The 17,671-nt window shown below is 64.0% G+C and carries 17 protein-coding genes; 5 read left to right on the top strand and 12 right to left on the bottom strand.

The window, feature by feature from the left end; all coding sequences use genetic code 11:
- Nucleotides 1-27: 27 nt before the first annotated feature.
- Complete coding sequence (locus tag BHU06_RS22645) at nt 28-423, bottom strand: hypothetical protein (protein ID WP_139147129.1); 396 nt, start codon at nt 421-423, stop codon at nt 28-30.
- Between the two features lie 541 nt (nt 424-964).
- On the opposite strand from BHU06_RS22645, the gene BHU06_RS19700 reads away from it, so the two are divergent.
- Nucleotides 965-1,249, top strand: coding sequence for a CopK family periplasmic copper-binding protein (locus tag BHU06_RS19700; protein ID WP_070400929.1), 285 nt, complete (start codon nt 965-967; stop codon nt 1,247-1,249).
- A gap of 20 nt (nt 1,250-1,269) precedes the next feature.
- Here the strand turns inward: BHU06_RS19700 and BHU06_RS19695 are convergent, their stop codons facing one another.
- Both BHU06_RS19695 and BHU06_RS19690 read right to left on the bottom strand, forming a co-directional pair.
- Nucleotides 1,270-2,628 carry a heavy metal sensor histidine kinase gene (locus tag BHU06_RS19695; RefSeq protein ID WP_070400966.1) on the bottom strand — a complete coding sequence of 453 codons (1,359 nt, stop codon included), beginning with the start codon at nt 2,626-2,628 and terminating at the stop codon, nt 1,270-1,272.
- A gap of 12 nt (nt 2,629-2,640) precedes the next feature.
- A complete protein-coding gene (locus BHU06_RS19690) occupies nt 2,641-3,321 on the bottom strand; it encodes a heavy metal response regulator transcription factor (protein ID WP_070400928.1) in 681 nt (226 codons plus the stop codon).
- Nucleotides 3,322-3,487: 166 nt separating this feature from the next.
- On the opposite strand from BHU06_RS19690, the gene BHU06_RS19685 reads away from it, so the two are divergent.
- From BHU06_RS19685 to BHU06_RS19670, 4 genes are read left to right on the top strand one after another with little or no spacing between them, the layout of a single operon-like run.
- Entirely contained in the window at nt 3,488-4,561 is a 1,074-nt protein-coding gene (locus tag BHU06_RS19685) for a TolC family protein (protein ID WP_070400927.1), read from the top strand.
- Between the two features lie 21 nt (nt 4,562-4,582).
- Nucleotides 4,583-5,962, top strand: a complete 1,380-nt coding sequence (locus BHU06_RS19680; RefSeq protein WP_070400926.1) for a multicopper oxidase family protein — start codon at nt 4,583-4,585, stop codon at nt 5,960-5,962.
- A 52-nt stretch (nt 5,963-6,014) separates the two neighbouring features.
- The gene (locus BHU06_RS19675; RefSeq protein ID WP_070400925.1) at nt 6,015-6,503 is read left to right on the top strand and encodes a plastocyanin/azurin family copper-binding protein; all 489 of its coding nucleotides are present in this window, start codon (nt 6,015-6,017) and stop codon (nt 6,501-6,503) included.
- A gap of 36 nt (nt 6,504-6,539) precedes the next feature.
- Nucleotides 6,540-6,875, top strand: coding sequence for a copper-binding protein (locus tag BHU06_RS19670; RefSeq protein WP_070400924.1), 336 nt, complete (start codon nt 6,540-6,542; stop codon nt 6,873-6,875).
- 707 nt (nt 6,876-7,582) lie between these two features.
- On the opposite strand, the gene BHU06_RS19665 is transcribed toward BHU06_RS19670, so the two are convergent.
- The 9 genes from BHU06_RS19665 to BHU06_RS19630 all read right to left on the bottom strand — a co-directional run bounded on the left by BHU06_RS19665 (nt 7,583) and on the right by BHU06_RS19630 (nt 17,543).
- Complete coding sequence (locus BHU06_RS19665) at nt 7,583-10,021, bottom strand: copper-translocating P-type ATPase (RefSeq protein ID WP_240936410.1); 2,439 nt, start codon at nt 10,019-10,021, stop codon at nt 7,583-7,585.
- Between the two features lie 4 nt (nt 10,022-10,025).
- Complete coding sequence (locus tag BHU06_RS19660) at nt 10,026-10,265, bottom strand: DUF2933 domain-containing protein (protein ID WP_070400922.1); 240 nt, start codon at nt 10,263-10,265, stop codon at nt 10,026-10,028.
- Between the two features lie 137 nt (nt 10,266-10,402).
- Nucleotides 10,403-10,660 carry an SHOCT domain-containing protein gene (locus BHU06_RS19655; protein ID WP_070400921.1) on the bottom strand — a complete coding sequence of 86 codons (258 nt, stop codon included), beginning with the start codon at nt 10,658-10,660 and terminating at the stop codon, nt 10,403-10,405.
- Nucleotides 10,661-10,671: 11 nt separating this feature from the next.
- Nucleotides 10,672-11,079, bottom strand: a complete 408-nt coding sequence (locus tag BHU06_RS19650) for a DUF302 domain-containing protein (protein WP_070400920.1) — start codon at nt 11,077-11,079, stop codon at nt 10,672-10,674.
- Nucleotides 11,080-11,089: 10 nt separating this feature from the next.
- Nucleotides 11,090-11,596: a hypothetical protein gene (locus BHU06_RS19645; RefSeq protein WP_070400919.1), complete on the bottom strand. Its 507-nt coding sequence runs from the start codon at nt 11,594-11,596 to the stop codon at nt 11,090-11,092.
- 187 nt (nt 11,597-11,783) lie between these two features.
- Nucleotides 11,784-12,224: a hypothetical protein gene (locus BHU06_RS22640; RefSeq protein WP_166228581.1), complete on the bottom strand. Its 441-nt coding sequence runs from the start codon at nt 12,222-12,224 to the stop codon at nt 11,784-11,786.
- A gap of 149 nt (nt 12,225-12,373) precedes the next feature.
- The gene (locus BHU06_RS19640; RefSeq protein WP_070400918.1) at nt 12,374-14,005 is read right to left on the bottom strand and encodes an AAA family ATPase; all 1,632 of its coding nucleotides are present in this window, start codon (nt 14,003-14,005) and stop codon (nt 12,374-12,376) included.
- A gap of 17 nt (nt 14,006-14,022) precedes the next feature.
- Entirely contained in the window at nt 14,023-16,089 is a 2,067-nt protein-coding gene (locus BHU06_RS19635; RefSeq protein WP_070400917.1) for a hypothetical protein, read from the bottom strand.
- 215 nt (nt 16,090-16,304) lie between these two features.
- Entirely contained in the window at nt 16,305-17,543 is a 1,239-nt protein-coding gene (locus tag BHU06_RS19630; protein WP_083293329.1) for a site-specific integrase, read from the bottom strand.
- Nucleotides 17,544-17,671: the final 128 nt, after the last annotated feature.

Genomic DNA, 17,671 nt, shown 5'->3' with positions numbered 1-17,671 from the left:
CGCAGCGGCAAGACGGTGCTGAGGGGTTCAGCCGAGGGAGGGGGGCCGCCAGATGGCGGAACGCGCGGATGAGGGTGGTCCGGCGACGTTGAGGGCGAGATGGCGGGTTGTCTGCAGAGCGGGTGCAGCCGACAAACCGCCTGACGGCACGCTGGCCATGGGCGCACCACAGTCCACGCCGGTCTTGCAAGGCTGACCGGTTTTCAGGAAGGTGGCCTCGTCGTTGCAGCAATCGGGCACAGCGCCAGGGCCCGCGTCGTCGGCCATCGCGCCGGATGCCATCACCATGCCCTCCATCGGGCACGGTTCGACGGGCGCCGCCCAAGACCATGCGCCCTGCAGAGGCAGGGACAGGCAAATCAGCAGCGTGACAAGCCAACGCATGGGCTGCATTCTAGGATTTTCTTCGGAAATCTCAGGCATGTCTCATCAAGCCCCGAGGCGGGGTGCAAGCGCCGCGAAGTCGTTCGCCGCCAGGGTGTATCCGGAAAAGGATAGGTGGATGGAGGCCAGCGGGTCGCTGACTCCCATTTCGGGAGATCAGACACCATCCTCAGCCATCTCGACGTTGGATCTGGAGATGGAAGCACTTCTGTATTCGATAACGCACGTCACTGGTTGTCCCGCGGTACGTTCAGCGAACCGTCAGCTGGCGTATTCAACAGGAACCATCTGCACAAAACGTAGGGCGTTGCGGTGGCGGCAGGTGTTCTGTACCCGTTGACGGGCGGGTTGCTTTCTCCTTGAGCGCGGCCCAGACGATGATCCTGAGTTTGGCGTCGTTGATTGGTAACGCCTTTTGACTGCGCTCCGGCTGCTGAGCCGGATATGGCGTCCAGCGGAGCACCTGACGAAGATGTAATGGGCTTGCAGGGATGGCGTCATGGCCGGCGCCCTATCGTGGCGGCGTACTCACGTACCCCGGGGCGTGCAGCAGCACCCCGGGCATCAGCAAGGAAACGCCATGAAATCCCAGTTTGTCATTGCCGCGCTGCTGTTTGCCAGCGCCTCTGTTTTTGCAGGCGACGCCGCGCGCCAGGCCGCTGCCGAGGTCACGCCACTCAAGGATGGCGGCGCCCTCTACCTGTTCAAGGACGGCAAGATGGCCAAGGAAGATCGCTTCGGCCGAGCCGAGTATCTGCGCGCGGGCGCGACACTTCTGACGGCGAGTGACAAGCAGGTCCCCGTCACGAGCAACGAGGTCGCACGCCTGTCGTATCTGCTAAGCAAGGGGCACAGCAACCACTGACCCCATTCCTGGCGATCGCGCTAGCGGGTCGTGAACTCGAGCGCGAACGTGTTGACCCCGTCTGCGGAGCGCACCGTCACCTCGCCGTGGTGAGCGTGCATGATGGCCTTGGTGATGGGAAGCCCCAAGCCCACCCCCTCGGAAGCGTCCCGGCTTCGGCCGGGGCTCAGGCGCACGAAGCGATCAAAAAGCTGCTGGTGGGATGCACCCGGAATATGCGGACCGAGGTTGCTGACCGCCAGCACTACACCGGTATCGGATGGTCTCACCACAATCGACACGGTAGAGCCAGCATCGGCGTGCCGCACGGCGTTGGAGAGCAGATTACTGATGGCACGGCGAATCATCAATCGGTCGCCCGCCACTTCGCCGACGCCATCGACACCGATGGTCAGATACTTTTCGCTGGCCACAGCCTCGTAGAACTCCACGATTGACCGGGCCTCTGCCACCAGGTCCACAGGTTCGCGCAAAGGCAATTCATGCAAGTTTTCGGTCTTGGCCAACAGCAACATGTCGGAAATCGTGCGCGCCAGGCGCTGAAGTTCTTCCGATATGGTGGCCAGGCTGCTGTGATAGTCCTGCGGCGTTCGCTGCTGTGCGAGCGTGACCTGCGCAGCGGTCAGCAAATTGCTCACGGGCGTGCGCATCTCATGAGCCAGGTCCGATGAAAACGCGCTGAGGCGCTCGAAGTCGGCTTGCAGGCGATCCAGCATGTTGTTGAGCGACAGGGCCAGTTCGCGCATTTCCCGAGGGACACTCTCGGCGGGCATGCGCTCGGCCAGGTGCTGGGCGCTCAGGCGCTCAGCTCGCGCCTTCATGGCTGTCAATGGCTTGAGGCCGCCTCGGCTTGCCATCCACCCTAGCAAGGTGCCGGCCAACACGGCGACCAACGCGTAGCCCGCGATCTTGAGCGTCAAGTCATCGAGAAAGTGCCGGTGATGGCTCGTATCGACGGCCGCGGTCACCGATATCTGCCCGGGCGCGTTGGCGCCCAAATCCAGCACGAAGCGCTGGGCGTACAGGCTGCCATTGGTGTCACGCCAGGCCAGGCCTTGGAGACTTGTCTCCAAACCTTCCCGCACGGCATCGGGCATGCTGAGGTCGCCCTGCTCCAGCAGCACGCCTGAATGGCCGCTGACCCGAAGGTACAGGCCGTCATGACCATGTGTGCTCGTGGCCAGTCGACGGCGCAAATCGTCCTCGGTTTGGCTCGCCTGAACCGCTTCTTCCACAAGGTGCACCTTGCTCATCAACAGCGAGCGATCCAGTTCGATGAAATGCGCGCTTGTTTCCCGAAACACGAGCGTCGAGAAACCGGCCAAAACGAGCGCAACAACACCCGCGAACAGAATGGTCAGACGCGCGGTGAGTGACATGCTTGCCTGCAATCAGTGATCGGGTTCGTCGAGAACGTAGCCCATGCCTCGCACCGTCTGCAGGAGCTTGGTGTCGAAGCCATCGTCGATCTTGGCGCGCAGTCGCCGCACCGCCACGTCGATCACATTGCTGTCGCTGTCGAAATTGATGTCCCACACCAGCGACGCAATCAGCGTCCGAGGAAGGACCTCACCGCGGCGTCGCATGAAGAGCTCCAGTAGCCCGAACTCCTTGGCGGTCAGGTCTACGCGCCGACCTGACCGCGTGACGCGGCGACGGACAAGGTCCAGCTGCAAGTCTGCGATCTGCAAGGACGTCGTATCTTGAATTTGGCCGCCACGCCTTAGCAGCGTCTTGATGCGGGCAAGCAACTCGGAGAAAGAAAACGGTTTGATCAGGTAGTCGTCGGCGCCCAGCTCCAGGCCTTTGACGCGATCCTCCACGCTGTCTCGGGCGGTCAGGTACAGCACCGGCAACTGGCTCTTCTTGCGCCGCAAAGAGCTCAGCACAGACCAACCGTCGATGCCTGGCAACATGACATCCAGGATCACGAGGCCGTAGTCGCCCTCGGTGGCCTCGTGCAATCCGTCGACACCGTTGCGGGCCAACTCACAGAAGTATCCAGCCTCCCTCAGCCCTTGCTTGAGGTATTCGCCCGTGTGGGCTTCGTCTTCGATGATGAGGATCTTCACGCTACTCGACTCCGATCATTGGCAGTTTGCCACGCCGTTTGTGCAGACCCAACATGACAAATCTGTAATGAAACGGACAGACGCCTGTGTGCGGGCAGTCAGAACAATGCCCTCATCGATCAGCAAAGGAGTCCACGTGAAGAGAGTTCGATGGAAAACGCGGGGGTTGGTCCTCCTCGCGGCGATGGCGTCCGCGGGCTTGGTTGCCGCGCAAAGCACCGCAGCCGAACAGGCGTCGGACTGGCGCTCTGCGAACGACGCGGTCGGCCAGTTCAAACGAGGGCACGCCGACATCCTCAAGTGGGAGGCGCAAAACGCCCCTGCGCCAGTTGCCGAGCCGAAGCTCGAACCCGGCTTCCCGCTGCCGACGATGGAGAGCGTTGTTCGCGCGGCCTGGAAGCCACACCTTGAACTTCGCAGCGTGATGTCCCGATTGGGTCAGGAGAACGCTGACCGCATTGCAACTGGGCAATGGCTGGACGTCGATGCGCGTCACCAGCGCCGTGTGGGCGGGTTCGACGAATTGCTGGACGTCGCGGTGGATGCCCGCAAGGCATGGCTGAGCGCCGTGGCGGCGAAACAGGCGCTGCGCCTGCAACAGGAATCGCTCGACGCCGCGCAGGCGGCCACCGAACTGGGGCGTCGCATGGTCAAAGTGGGCAACTGGAGTGCGTACCAGCAAAGCCGCGTCGAATTGGGGCTCTCCGCGGAGAAGACGGCGCTTCTTCAGGCCCGTGTCGCAGCGGCGCAATCGGAACAAGCGTTGTTGAAACTGCTGCGCCTCAACGGCGTGTATCAGCGGTTGGATCTGCCCGACACGCTGCCCGATCTGCCCAAAGATCTGCCGAGCGGCGAGCGTCTGAATGCCGAGCTGAGAGAGATCTCCGCTCAGCTGCCTGTCGTGAATCAAACCAAAGCAAAAACCAACTTCGATCTCGCCGTTGGTGCGTGGGAGGCCACGTTGGGCGTCGCTCGCGCGTACCGCAACGAGGTGATGACCCAACGCAACCTGATCGTCGACGAAAGCGTGCTTCAGTACAACGGCATGCTCAAGAGCGTGTGGGAACTGCTCAGCGAAGTTCAGGCCCGCGCCCAGGCGCAGCGCAACACCGTGAACGCGGTACGCGACTACTGGTTTGCCGAAACCGACCTGCTGTGGGTACTTCAAGGCGGAGAACCCACGTCCTTCGTCACACCGGGCGCACCTGCCGGTGAGGGCGCTGCTGCCGCCGGACATTGAACCCAACAAACCATCCAAAAAATGAGCAATCGACGTCAATTCTTCGCGGGCGCCGCCGCCACCATGGCCGGTCTCACCGTTGCACGATCGGCGCTGGCCGCCCTCCCCGAGCCCGTCATCCAGACCTCTGTTGACACAGCGGCACCTCTTGTTCCCAATACCGGGCGCCCATACAACCCGGTGGTCACGCTCAATGGCTGGAGCCTCCCCTGGCGCATGAACAATGGCGTGAAGGAGTTCCACCTGGTGGCCGAGCCCGTGGTGCGCGAGATGGCGCCCGGCTTCAAAGTCAATATGTGGGGCTACAACGGACAAAGCCCTGGACCGACCATTGAGGTCGTTGAGGGCGACCGCGTGCGCATCTTCGTAACCAACAAGCTCCCCGAGCACACCACCATCCATTGGCACGGCCAGCGCCTGCCCAGCGGCATGGATGGCGTCGGCGGCTTGAACCAGCCCGCCATTCCAGTGGGCAAGACCTTCGTCTACGAGTTTGAGGCACGTCGCCCCGGCACCTTCATGTATCACCCGCACGCCGACGAGATGGTGCAGATGGCCATGGGCATGATGGGCTTCTGGGTCACGCACCCCAAAGGCAAGCATCCCCACATCAGCGACGTCGACCGCGACTTCTGCTTCCTGCTCAACGCCTTCGACGTCGAGCCCGGCAGCAAGACGCCCAAGGTCAACACCATGACCGACTTCAACATCTGGGCTTGGAACAGTCGTATCTTCCCAGGCATCGACACGCTCAACGTGCGCCTGAACGATCGCGTGCGCATCCGCGTGGGCAACCTGACGATGACCAACCACCCCATTCACTTGCACGGCCATGAATTCCTGGTGACCGGCACAGATGGTGGACCCACGCCGCCCTCCACGCGCTGGTACGAGGTGACCACAGATGTAGCAGTCGGTCAGATGCGCCAGATCGAGCTGATTGCCGACGAAGAAGGCGACTGGGCCGTCCATTGCCACAAGAGCCACCACACCATGAACGCCATGGGTCACGATGTACCCACGATGATTGGAGTGGACCACCGTGGTCTGGTAAACAAGATCCAGCGCGTGGCGCCGGACTACATGGTGATGGGCGAGCGAGGTATGGCCGACATGGGCGAGATGCAGATGCCCATCCCCGACAACACCGCACCCATGATGACCGGCACCGGCCAGTTCGGTCCCATCGAAATGGGTGGCATGTTCAGCGTGTTCAAGGTCCGCAAAGACCAGAAGCCGGGAGACTACAAAGATCCCGGTCCCTACAAGTTTCCGCAAGGCACCGTTGCCTATGAATGGTCAGGTGCCACCCCGACCGCGCCACGTTCAGCCGCCGTCAGTAGCAGCGGCAAGGCCGAAGCAACGGCTGTGAAGCCCTCGCACAGCGCGAAGCACCACTGACGCCTCGCATTCAGTTCCGTTCGTACGACATCTCACCATTTTGGAGTCATTCATGAAACTTCGCACTGCGGCCCTGCTCCTGTCACTGGCCTCGATCACCACCCTCGCGAGCGCCCATGGCAACGAGGAGCACAAGAAGGCCGGACCGGTCAAGATGGAGCAAAAGCCCTGGGGCATTGCCGGCAACGCCAAGGCGGTGAGTCGCACCATTGAGATCGGTATGACCGACGCCATGCGTTTCACGCCGGACAAGCTGGAAGTGCGGGAAGGTGAAACGGTGCGTTTCGTCCACACCAACTCGGGCAAGGTGATGCACGAGTTTGTGCTGGGCACCAAGAAGGAACTCGATGAGCACGCGGCGCTGATGAAGAAATTCCCCGGCATGGAGCACGAGGAGCCCTACATGTCGCATGTGGCGCCCGGCAAGCGGGGCGAGATCGTCTGGCAATTCAACCGCGCTGGCGAATTCGACTTCGCCTGCCTGCTGCCCGGCCACTACGAAGCCGGCATGGTCGGCAAGATCAAGGTCGTGGCCAAGTAAGTCACCCCGCTCATCTCAATAACTGGGACAAAGAACATGAAACTCACTTCCATTCTCGCGGTGGCCAGCCTTTCCCTGGCAGCACTCACCCAACCTGCGATGGCTCAGACCATGGACCACGGCAAGATGGGCATGACCCAGGATCTGCCCATGGTCGACGCCGAGGTGCGGCGAGTCGACAAAGAGAACGGCAAGGTCACCCTCAAGCACGGCGCCATCAAGAACATGGACATGCCGCCGATGACCATGGTCTTCACCGCGCGCGACAAGGCCATGCTCGAAGGCATCGCTGTGGGCGACAAGGTGCAATTCACCGCCGTCAACGAGAAGGGGCAAATGCTGGTCGAGTCGATCAAGGCCATCAAGCCTTGACCTCTTGTTGACGCCCCGGATGCCCATGGAGCTCTGATGCGTCGCTGGATCGCGCCCCTGCTCTTAATGGACTTGCCTTGGCAGTCCCCGGCCATCATGGGCTCGTGAACCATGCCCTGAGCCTTAAGCTTGGAAGCTATCGTTTTTCGATGCGATGACCGACGTCCGCGATAACGGCATGGTCGACGGCAGCGTCAACTCCTGCAACGACTTTGCCGCCCGGCGCGCACCGGTCAGGTGTGCTAGGTCGATGCCGCACGTGTATCAGCCCGCGACTGGCCGGCGCTAGCCGCCTTCGTCGTGACCTTTGCCGCACTACCAAGCGTCCCACACGTCCGTGACCGGCGTGGCAGGCACCCTGGCTCAAACCTTCCGGCGTCTGGCGATCACTTGCGCGGTTTGCGGCATTCGCACTCAGCGAGTGCGTATTCGCGAGCTGCCAGTACTGTCCCAACTCTGGCAAGTTCTTATGGTGTCCTCGCCCAGCGCTGCCATTGGCTGCACTGGGCGTTGCGCGCATCAGTGCGCCCCACAGGCGGGGCTTATCTTCCGGTCCGTCTCCCCAGCCCTCCGTACCCTTGTCTGGAACCAAGCACTCATCCTCGCGCAGGCGCGCTCGGCAGAGCGTAGAAGCGCTCAACCTAGCTGGGCCAAGCTGCTCCGAGGCCGACCAAGGGAGTGAGCGCGTGGATGCCCAGCCATATGTCTCAGACGCGCGCCGAGCGAAGCCTCAGTGCGTTCAGCACCACCGACAGCGACGAGGCGCTCATGGCGAAGGCGGCGAAGATCGGCCCGATGAGCAGGCCGATGAAGGGGTAGAGAATACCCGCGGCTACCGGTACGCCGGCGGCGTTGTAGACCAGCGCGAAGAACAGGTTCTGGCGGATGTTCCTCATCGTCGCGGTAGCCAGCCGCCGTGCGCGCACGATGCCGGTCAGGTCGCCCTTGACGAGGGTGAAGCCGGCGCTCTCGATAGCCACATCGGCGCCGGTGCCCATCGCGATGCCCACATCGGCCTGCGCCAGCGCCGGCGCGTCGTTGACGCCGTCGCCGGCCATCGCCACCTTGCGCCCCTGGGCCTGCAACTCCTGGACGATGCGGGCCTTGTCTTGGGGAAGGACGTCGGCGCGGATTTCGTCGATGCCCAGACGCGCGGCGACCGCCTTGGCCGTGCGCTCGTTGTCGCCGGTGGCCATAATGAGGCGCAGGCCCAGCGCGTGAAGTGCCTTGATCGCCTCCGGCGTACTGGCCTTGACCGGGTCGGCCACCGACACCAGACCGGCAACGGCTCCGTCCAGCACAACAAACATGACCGTCTGGCCTTCGTCGCGTGCGGCGTCGGCCTTGGCGGACAGCTCCGTGCCGTCGAGACCCAGATCCTTGACCAACTTGAGGTTGCCCAATGCCACCGATTTACCGTCGACGCGGCCTTTGACGCCCTTGCCGGTGACCGCCTCGAAGTCCTGCGCCTCGACCAACTTGACGCCACGCTCCTCCGCACCCTTCACGATGGCCTCGGCCAGTGGGTGCTCCGAGCCCTTCTCCAGGGTCGCAGCCAGACGCAACACCTCGGCTTCGTCGTGCCCCGGCTCGGGCATCACGGCCACCAGCTTCGGCTTGCCCTCGGTGAGAGTGCCGGTCTTGTCGACGATCAGCGTATCGACCTTCTCGAAGCGCTCCAGCGCCTCGGCGTTCTTGATGAGCACACCCATCTGCGCGCCGCGGCCGGTGGCGGTCATGATCGACATCGGCGTGGCCAGCCCCAGCGCACAGGGGCAGGCGATGATAAGCACCGCCACCGCCGACACCAGCGCGTAGGCCAGTGCCGGCGCCGGACCCCAGATCGCCCAGGCGATGAACGAGGCCACCGCAATGCCGATCACCGCCGGCACGAAGCGGCCGGCCACCATGTCGGCCCACTTCTGGATCGGCGCACGGCTCTTCTGCGCGCTGGCCACCATGTCCACGATCTGCGCCAGCAGGGTGTCGGCACCGACACGCGTGGCTTCCATCACCAAGCTGCCGGTACCGTTGATCGTGGCGCCGGTGAGCCTGTCGCCGGCCACCTTCTCGACCGGCACCGGCTCGCCGGTGATCATGCTCTCGTCGATTGAAGAGCGGCCGTCAACGACGGTGCCGTCCACCGGCACCTTGTCACCCGGGCGCACGCGCAGGCGGTCGCCAACCTGCACCTGCTCGAGCGGGATCTCAGCTTCTGTGCCGTCGGGGCGGATCACGCGCGCGGTCTTTGCCGCGAGGTCGAGCAGCGCGCGAATCGCTTTGCCGGTGCCTTCGCGAGCTCGAAGCTCCATCACCTGGCCAAGCAGCACCAGAGTGACGATGACCGCAGCGGCCTCGAAGTAGACGCCGACCGTACCGGTCGCTGGGTCGCGAAATCCGGCCGGGAAGATTCCTGGCGCGGCCAGCGCTACCACCGAGTAGATGAACGCCGCCGCCACGCCCATGCCGATGAGGCTGAACATGTTCAGACTCCAGGTGCGGAACGAGGTCCAGCCACGCTCGAAGAAGGGCCAGCCGGACCACAGGATCACCGGTGTGGACAGCGCGAGCTCGATCCACATTGCATTGTGCTCGCCGAAAAATTCGCGCACGGCGGTGATACCAAGGAATGGCGACATCGTCAGCACGAGCAAAGGCACCGTCAGCACAGTGGCAACCCATAGGCGACGCGTGAAGTCCACGAGCTCAGGGTTCGGGCCGTCGTCGGCCGCGGCCGAGGCGCCCTCTAGCTGCAGGCCCATGCCGCATAGCGGGCAGGCGCCGGGCCTGGTCTGGCGCACCTCGGGGTGCATCGGGCAGGTGTAGACGCTACCGCGCCAGTCGGCTGGCACCTTGTCATAGGCGCTGGCCGCTGTTGCCTTGGCAGGTGTCGACGCGCCATGCGCGGCTTGACCGTGACCTGCGTGATCGTGGTGCGCATGGCCAGCATGGCCATGAACAGCATGGGCGTCGGCCGAGACCTGATCCATTGGCACCAGAAACATGCCGCACTTCGGGCACTTGCCGGGGGAATCCTGCTGGACCTCCGTGTGCATCGGGCACGTATAGGTCGTCACGGCATCGATTGCGACCTGTCCGGTCGATCGCTCGTCGTGGTCACGGGGGCGTTGTTGGGGCATATCCATGGTCTCAACCCTTGTCGCTGTCGTTGCGTGGACCGGCGCTCTGGCCACCATACCCGCCGTGCCCGCCATGGCCCCCATGACCGAGGAACAGGTGCATCAGCGGACAGGCCAGCAGCAGCAAGTAGATCCAGTTGCCAGCGACATGATTCCAGTGCTCGCGCAGCAGGTAGAAGCCGCCCACCAGCGCCACCATCAGCAGGGCCGTCTTCAGCGGCCTGCCCAGGCTCGAGGAGGACCGCTTCATATCTGGGGCAGGCCGCGAATCCGGGCCTTGCAGGGAACCGTGCGAGTGGTCATGCGTATTCATCGTGTCGTCCTTTCGTGATGCGTCGCGGAGCTCGAGTGCTCGTACTCAGCGTAGACCCTGACAACGTGTCAATGTCAAGGGCCTGCCGCGCGATCGCGTTGCAGAAGCGCCCTGCGTTTCTCGTACTCCTCGGGCGTGCATTCGCCGCTGGCCAATCGCCGCTGCAGCAGTTCGAGCGGCGTCTCACGCCGCCCAGTCATGCGACGCGCATCGTTCGTCCGCTCTCCCGCCCGACCCCACAGTGCCCAGACAAATGCCGCAACGATGCCGACCCAGAAGATCCACCACAGGAAGTGCATGCCGCCCATGAACCATCCGCCGTCGAAATACATATGCATCTCCTTCAACTTTGGTTTGGCGCCATGAGGGCGCTGCGGACGCGCTGCAACCGTGCGCGAACTTCGATAGCCACCTTGGCGACCTCGGGGTCGTCGGTGAGCTGCAGCACGGCCACCGGATCCATGAAGCCGGCGACGAGGCGGCCGTCGGCCTCCTCTCGCACGACCACGTTGCACGGCAGGAGCAGACCTATGTCGGGCTCTGCGCTCAGCACGCGGTGCGCCAAGGGCGGGTTGCAGGCGCCGAGGATGCGGTAGGCACGGCCGTCGACACCGAGCTTGGCCTTCATCGTGGCCTGCACATCGATCTCAGTCAGCACCCCGAAGCCCTCGACCTTGAGCGCCTCGACAACGCGCTGGACGGCCGCATCAAAGTCGCTGTCGGGTAGGTCGCAGTGGAAACCGTAGCTCATCTGTCGCCCCTCACTTGTTGGCAGGTGCCGGCGCCATACGGTCCATCATCATCTGCATCATGGACTGCATCATGTCCATTCGCTGCTCCATCATCTGCTGGCGCGACGCCATGTCGCCAGGTTGAGCGGGGTCGGCTCCAGGACGATTGCCGCCCGCCATTGCGCCGCCGCCCATGCCCATGCCCATGCCCATGCCACCCATCATGGCCATGCCGTCCTGCATCAGCTTCATCTGCTCTGCCATCAGCGCATTTCGCTCCTCCGGCGTCTTGGCCGCAAGCATCTTGTCGTGCATCGCCTGCATGGCCTTCATCTGCTCGGCGTAGCCAGACGGCCCTGTAGTCGTACCGGACATGCCCATGCCTTGCGGAGCCTGCTGTGCCTGGGCCACGCGCTGCGCAGCCGATGCCGCAGGGTGATGGGCGTCATGATCGTCATTGCCAGCTGCAAAAGCCGAGGCGGCCAGCAGGGACAGCGTCGCGCCAGCAATGATCGTGATCTTGTGAACGGGTGTCATGGAAAGCTCCTGTCGAACGAAAGTGATTCGGAAAGTTCTGGTCGGATCTCAGTGTCGTGGTCGCACCTGAATACGGTGCCATGCGGACAACAGGCAGATGGCGCCTGCTGGCATGCGAGGGACGACGGGATGCACAAGTGCGTGCTCAAGCCGCCCCATGCTCCGGGACGGACGCGAGGACGAGGCGCTATAGCGCCAGACGTGAGAGTCGAGTGCGCGGCGGGATCGCGTCGGGGACCGGCAACGGGGCGGCGACGGAATCACCCGCCAAACGTGCGACGCTCGAAGTCCACGCTACCGAAAGCAGGAGCAGCGGCGCGTGGCCAAGGTCGACTGCAGCAGGCGTGGCGTCGGGTTGCACGCGGGTCTGCGACGTGGCGTCGCAGAGATCGAGACAAAGCAGATCGTCTGCCCCAGCGTCATTGCCATGCAAGGGCACGGCACCCCCGTGCCCCGCCATCACGATGGCTGCCGCCAGGGCACCGCCGCTTGCGTCGGCGTGAGCATGCGTCTTCCTGTCCTGCAGGACGCAGGCGTTTGCCCAAGACACGCTGATGGCAAACAGCCAGAACACCAGCATCGCCGCGGCAATGCGGCGCAAGGTTCTGGGTCGGCGGATCGGTACCATGGTGCTCACGAAGGAATGACACAGATTCTAGGTACGGGTTTCGCTAGCCATTTGACGCAGGTCAACGCCGCGGCCGATATGAATACAGTCTGTCGGGTCTCGATACGGGCCCACTCCCAGTCGAGTCAACCGAATGTGTATCCAGGAGATTAGTGGAGCCAGGGTGCTTCACGATCGCCGCCCGCATCGACCGGAACGATCTCACTAGAAAGGTGCGATACCGCCACCCGATGTGCTCCGCAGCGGGTAGCAGCGGCTGCCGCACTCAAAGTTGCCTGAAAGATCTCCCGCGCACTTAAGTGCGCCAACGCCACCACGATTCGTCGGTCAGGCTCCGCTGCCCCGAACCCCGCCGCCTTCAGCGCGTGCTTAACCACGCTCCGAGATAACTGAATCGCCTGCTCCGCATCCGGCGGCGTGATCAGGAACTCCTTGAAGCGCGAACGCAGCGTGGCCGGGACCCACCAGGGGTAGTTAGCCGTGGCGATCCAGGTGAGCTGGCTCGCATCGAGTTCCAGGTCCAGACTGATGTCCCGCACCTGTGCGGCTGAGACTGGCTCCAGCAGCGAGTGCAGCACCCCGGTTGGCGATGAGAACCCGCCTGAGGTCTTGCCCATCGTCTGTGCCTTGTCCAACTCATCCAGGATCACGAGTGGGTTGGCGTACTCACCCAGGCCAAGCAGATCGAAGACCAGCCCATAGCGCGAGTTGCCCCAGACAGCGTCCGAGCCAAGCAGCGCCCCGGAGGTTTCGGCCTGATCCATTGGGTGGCGGCGCACCGGCACCCCGAGCACCTTGGCCAGGGATTCGCAGAAGTGGGTCTTGCCGACACCCGGTGGGCCGTAGAGCAGCACGGGAGGTAAGCGCACCGGTGGCACCGGCGCCTTCACCTGGTCTGCCGCCTCAAGGCTCGAGCTTGAACCTTTGCCCGCGCCCTTCCCTGCCCTGGCCTTCTTTCTCTTCACTGGCGCTTGGCCGGTCTCGGCCACGCCCGCCGCGAAGCACATCTTCTGCAGCGCCACGTGGTTCGCAATGAACTGGATGACTTCACCGAAGTGCGGGTGATCCTCCTGCAGCGCCAGGATCGCCTCCACCGACGCCGGACTTCCGATCCGCCGCCAGGGCCCCCGCACCTTGAGCAGGTAGCCCAGCGGCTCGTTCCTTTTCTTCGCGTCCGAATCCACGCTCTGCGCCGAAGCCGCCATGCGCTGAACGTCCTCCTCCCTGTACACCCGCAGGCGCTGAGTCAGGGGCAGTTTCTCGATCTGGGCCCGAAGCTTGCCCTGATCCGGGTTGAAGCCCATGCGACGCAGTTCGGCCTCCATCTTCTCCCGGGTTTGCTGCGACTGTCGCTCGGCTTCCCTGGCAACAAGCTCCTGTCGCTCTCGCTCACGCTCTTGTTCTCGCGCTCGCTCTCGCTGCACCGGATCATCCTCCCGACGCACGTGCTTGCCGTGTTCGTCGGTCTCGGGCAAGTCAGCGGCCTCCTTCTCCAGGCGCTGCTTGAGCTTCTTGAACTGCTCGGCCACGCCAGGGGGCAGTAGGAGCTCGTGCTCGTAGTTGCCGGCGAAGTGGGGTAGGCCCACGAAGTTACCGTCCTGCAGCAGCCGCGAGCGGCCTTCAGCAGGTTTTGAGGTGAAGCTCGGAGGGCGGCGCCTGGCCTGCGGTGCCAGCACCCAACCCGCCTTGGGGCGCAAGTACGGGCTCACCGCGTCGACCATGGACGCGCCTGGGCCGATCGGGGCGGTGGACTCGGGATCGGTCTTCTTGAGGTCGGTCATGTCTGCTCTCCCCGGCCTCACTTCAACGCGCGCAGCTTGTTGAAGTGACTGATGCGGATCTGCTCGATCGCAGGCGGCACACCCCGCACCCCGAAGCGCCGACCCACCTGCCCTTTCTCGATGAAGGACAGGGCCACCTCGGCCTCGGGACGCTTGCGCACCAGGTGGGCTGCCAGGCGCTGCAGCACCAGCACGGCTTTGGGGCCGGAGTACATCAAGGCATAGACCTGCCGGTTGTGGCCGATGCGGCGCTTCACCTCATGAATCGGGGCGGGCACGCCCACGCACACCCGGAAGTGCTTCAAGGTCTGCAGGCAGTTCTGCGTCACTTGCACCACCAGGCGGTAGGTGCTGGCGCGGTTCGGATACGTCTGTTTCACGATGGCCACGCAACCGTCGCCGTCGAGCATCCCGGCCGCCCAGGCCAGGCTCGGGCGGGGCCAGGGGATAGAGCGGTTTTCATAGGCACGGCGCTCGTGGTCGGGGATACGCACCGGCGCCGAGCCCCGCGCCAAGCCGGAGAACATGGCCAGGGACGACAGCCGGGCAGAGTCATCGACATCGCTGTCGTCGATCTCAGGCATCTCGGTGAGAGGGCCTTCGTCCAGGTCGAGCGCCAGTTGATCGTCGTCGGCGTCTGCATCGGTCTGGTCACCGGAGCTTTCGCTATCGGCCTGCGTACCGGATTCGAACGGCTCACCGGGAATCCGCGCCAGCGCCGCCGTCACCAGGGTGGGCACGGGCTCCAGCGGAAGTGGCTGCTGGACTTCGTCGTCCGCATCACGCAGCCGGGCATACGCTTCGCGGCGCGCGAGGCGCATGGCATCACCGAAGGTCTGCGCGATGAGCGCGAACCTCGGGTTTACAGGTTTCTTTCCCAGCGGGCCGTACTTGCTGCCGATGCGGTATTGCTGGTGCACAGCATCACTGAGCAGCAACTGCAGCCAGACGCCTTCATTGACTGCTTCCTTCATTCCCCCCTGGTCATCCCCTTCAGCACTTATCGGCTCCATGTTGATGAAGCGCGTGAGCAGGCTCCGCAGCGTGAGCTGGGTCAGCGGGTGGGCAGCGCGCTCGGCTTCACGTTCACGCGCTAGGGCTTCGCTCGAGGAATAGCCACCACCCGACACCAGATCCGGTGCTGCGTGCAGAGCCCCCAGTTCAGCGATCAGGCAGGCCAGGCGAACAAGGGAGGTCTCGTCGCGGGTCAGCTCAGGAGAGTTGACCTGCTCGGCCGCGACCACGCCCAGGGCCAACGGGTGAACCACGCTGCGCGCACGCACCTCCGGCAGCAGCGCCACGAGGGCCTGCTCGATGTCGGCCCGGGCAATCGCCGCCATGAAGAACGCCTGGTGAGCGGGTTTCAGGCTCAGGACGGCGTGGCTCAGGTCGGCCGTGATGCCCTCCGACAGGCGCAGGTGGTCGAGCAGCCAGGGGCCGGAGCCGCGGCCCGAGCGCGGCTGATCGATACCCGTGACCAGCAGCGCATCAGCCGGCACACCGGGCACGCGGGTCTTGGTGGCCCGGATCCAGCGCACACGCGGAGAAGCAGACTGGGCGATCTCGGTCTGGTCCGAGGGCGTGGGCAGCACCAGCGTCTGGTCACCGCTGCCGAGCAGGGCAATCGAGACACTGCCCTCGCGGCGCTGGCAGATCTGGCCGTTCTGGTTCATGTACGGGCCCACTGGGCCGAACGGGAAAGCGGCGCTCAGCAGCGTGTTCATGCGAAACACCGAGCCGGGCTCGGCGAGTTCACCCAGCAGGTTGGGCATCTCTTCGCCGGGGGAGACGGCGTAAGGCACAAAGCCACCGGTGCCCGTGCCAGTACTGGCGCTGGAACGAGGCGAGGTTTCTGGATCGGCCTTGTCGTTGGCCGCCTGCTTGTTCAAGCGCGCCGAAAGCTGGCTGCGCACATCCTTCTCGAACTCACCCATGTTCTTGGAGAGCTCATGCAGGATGGTCGGCATGGCCAGGGCGTGGGCTACCGGGTCGGCGTGCGGCTGGATGTGGCCGGTTAGGCCATGGGCTGCCTGGTCAACGGCCGGGTTGTTGATCTGGGCGGTGGTCTTGAGATTCGAGTTCATGGTCTGGGTCCTTGGTGATGAAGGGATAAGTCGGGTTTCGGGTTCGCAGATCGGGCTGTTCTGAGCGGCTGTTTCGACGTGTTCTCGTTGTCTTGGGGCTGTTTCGGGCAAGGCTTCGCCTCACCGGTGCAGCGGACACATCGGTCCGGCCGGTCAATCAGTCAGCTGGTAAGGGTTCGTTGGTCGAGAAAAGCGCCTGGGCGCTCAGCGCTGCGCTATGAGCCGTGCCTCAGGAACGGCGGCAGCGGGGGTGGCCTGAGCAAGGCGGCAAGCTCCGCATCGCCCGGATCGGTGCCGGTTCGATTCCGGCTTTCCGCACTTGATGCCCCTTTGCGGCGGCGCGGCGCAGGCAGCACTTCGAAGGCTTGCGCCTCGTTGGCCGCCGGCGCCGGGCTGGCTTGCCCATCCTGAAGCGGCGCGCCAGGCTGCGACACGAGAGCCGACGGATCGAGCGCATCGCTGGCCGCGGACTCGGCCGATGCAGCGTGCGCCCCAGCCTGCTGTGCCGCGGGCAGCATGGCCGCCTCTTCCGGCAGGCGCACCACCAGACCCTGTACCGGGGCGACCGAGATGTGCTGCTTCAAGAGCCGCTCCATCGCCGAGCCGTCACGGCGGGTCAGATTCGGCACGTAGCGGCTGTACACCCGAAACAGCATCTCGGTGCTGGTGTGGCCGAGCTGGCGCGCGATCCACTCCGGCGCTTCGCCCGCGGCGAGCCACAGGGTGGCTGCCGTGTGCCGCATCTGGTAAGCCCTGCGGTGAGGGATATTGAGATGGCGCAGCAGCGGCGACCAGACCCGATTCAGAAAATTCTGGTTGTCGATCGGCTCACCTTTGCGGTTGCAGAAGACGAACTCGGAGAGTTTTCCGGTGACCTTGAATTGCGCCTGCAGGGCGTCGAACACCAGGTCGGTCATCTGGATGTCGCGCACGCTGCCATCGGTCTTGAGCTCATCCTCCTCCTTCATCACGATGGCCTCGCGAACCAGGATCAGGCGACGCTCGAAGTCGATGTACTTCCACTTCAGGCCGTGCACCTCCCCCGTTCGCATGCCGGTGAAGAAGCGCACGGTGAAGTAGTTGCGGAAGTCGGCCCGCACGGTCGTGAGGATCTGCTGGACCTCCTCGAGCGTGAAGGGCATGACGTCGGTCCTCTTCATCTTCAGCGGCTTGATGTTGCGAAACGCGGACGTAAACTCCAGCCGGTCGGCCGCCTCGTTGAGGATCTGGCGCAGCGGCTTCATCACGGAGTTGATGCGACGGTTGGACAGCGTGGAGAGGCTTTTTCGGGCGGGTACTTTGGCGAGTGATGCCCGAAAAGCCAGAACGTCTGCCTTGGTGATGTGGCCGACCTCTTTGTCCCCGAAGTACGGGATCAGGTACTGGTCCAGCGATCCCCGTTGCGTGACACGGTAGCTGCGGCGCCAGGACACTTCACACTCGGCGAACCACATGTGTCACCGCCGGATGAATACTCCCCGTATTGGCCGGTTGAATTTTCCCCAGTTTGAAGCTTGAACAGGCAGCGGGCCGAGGCCCGCTGCCTGTTCGTCCACCTGACCGACCATTGGCTCCCGACCGT

The organism is Hydrogenophaga sp. PML113 (assembly GCF_001777155.1).
Classification (GTDB): domain Bacteria; phylum Pseudomonadota; class Gammaproteobacteria; order Burkholderiales; family Burkholderiaceae_C; genus Hydrogenophaga; species Hydrogenophaga borbori.
This window is presented reverse-complemented; position numbering and strand designations above follow the sequence as displayed.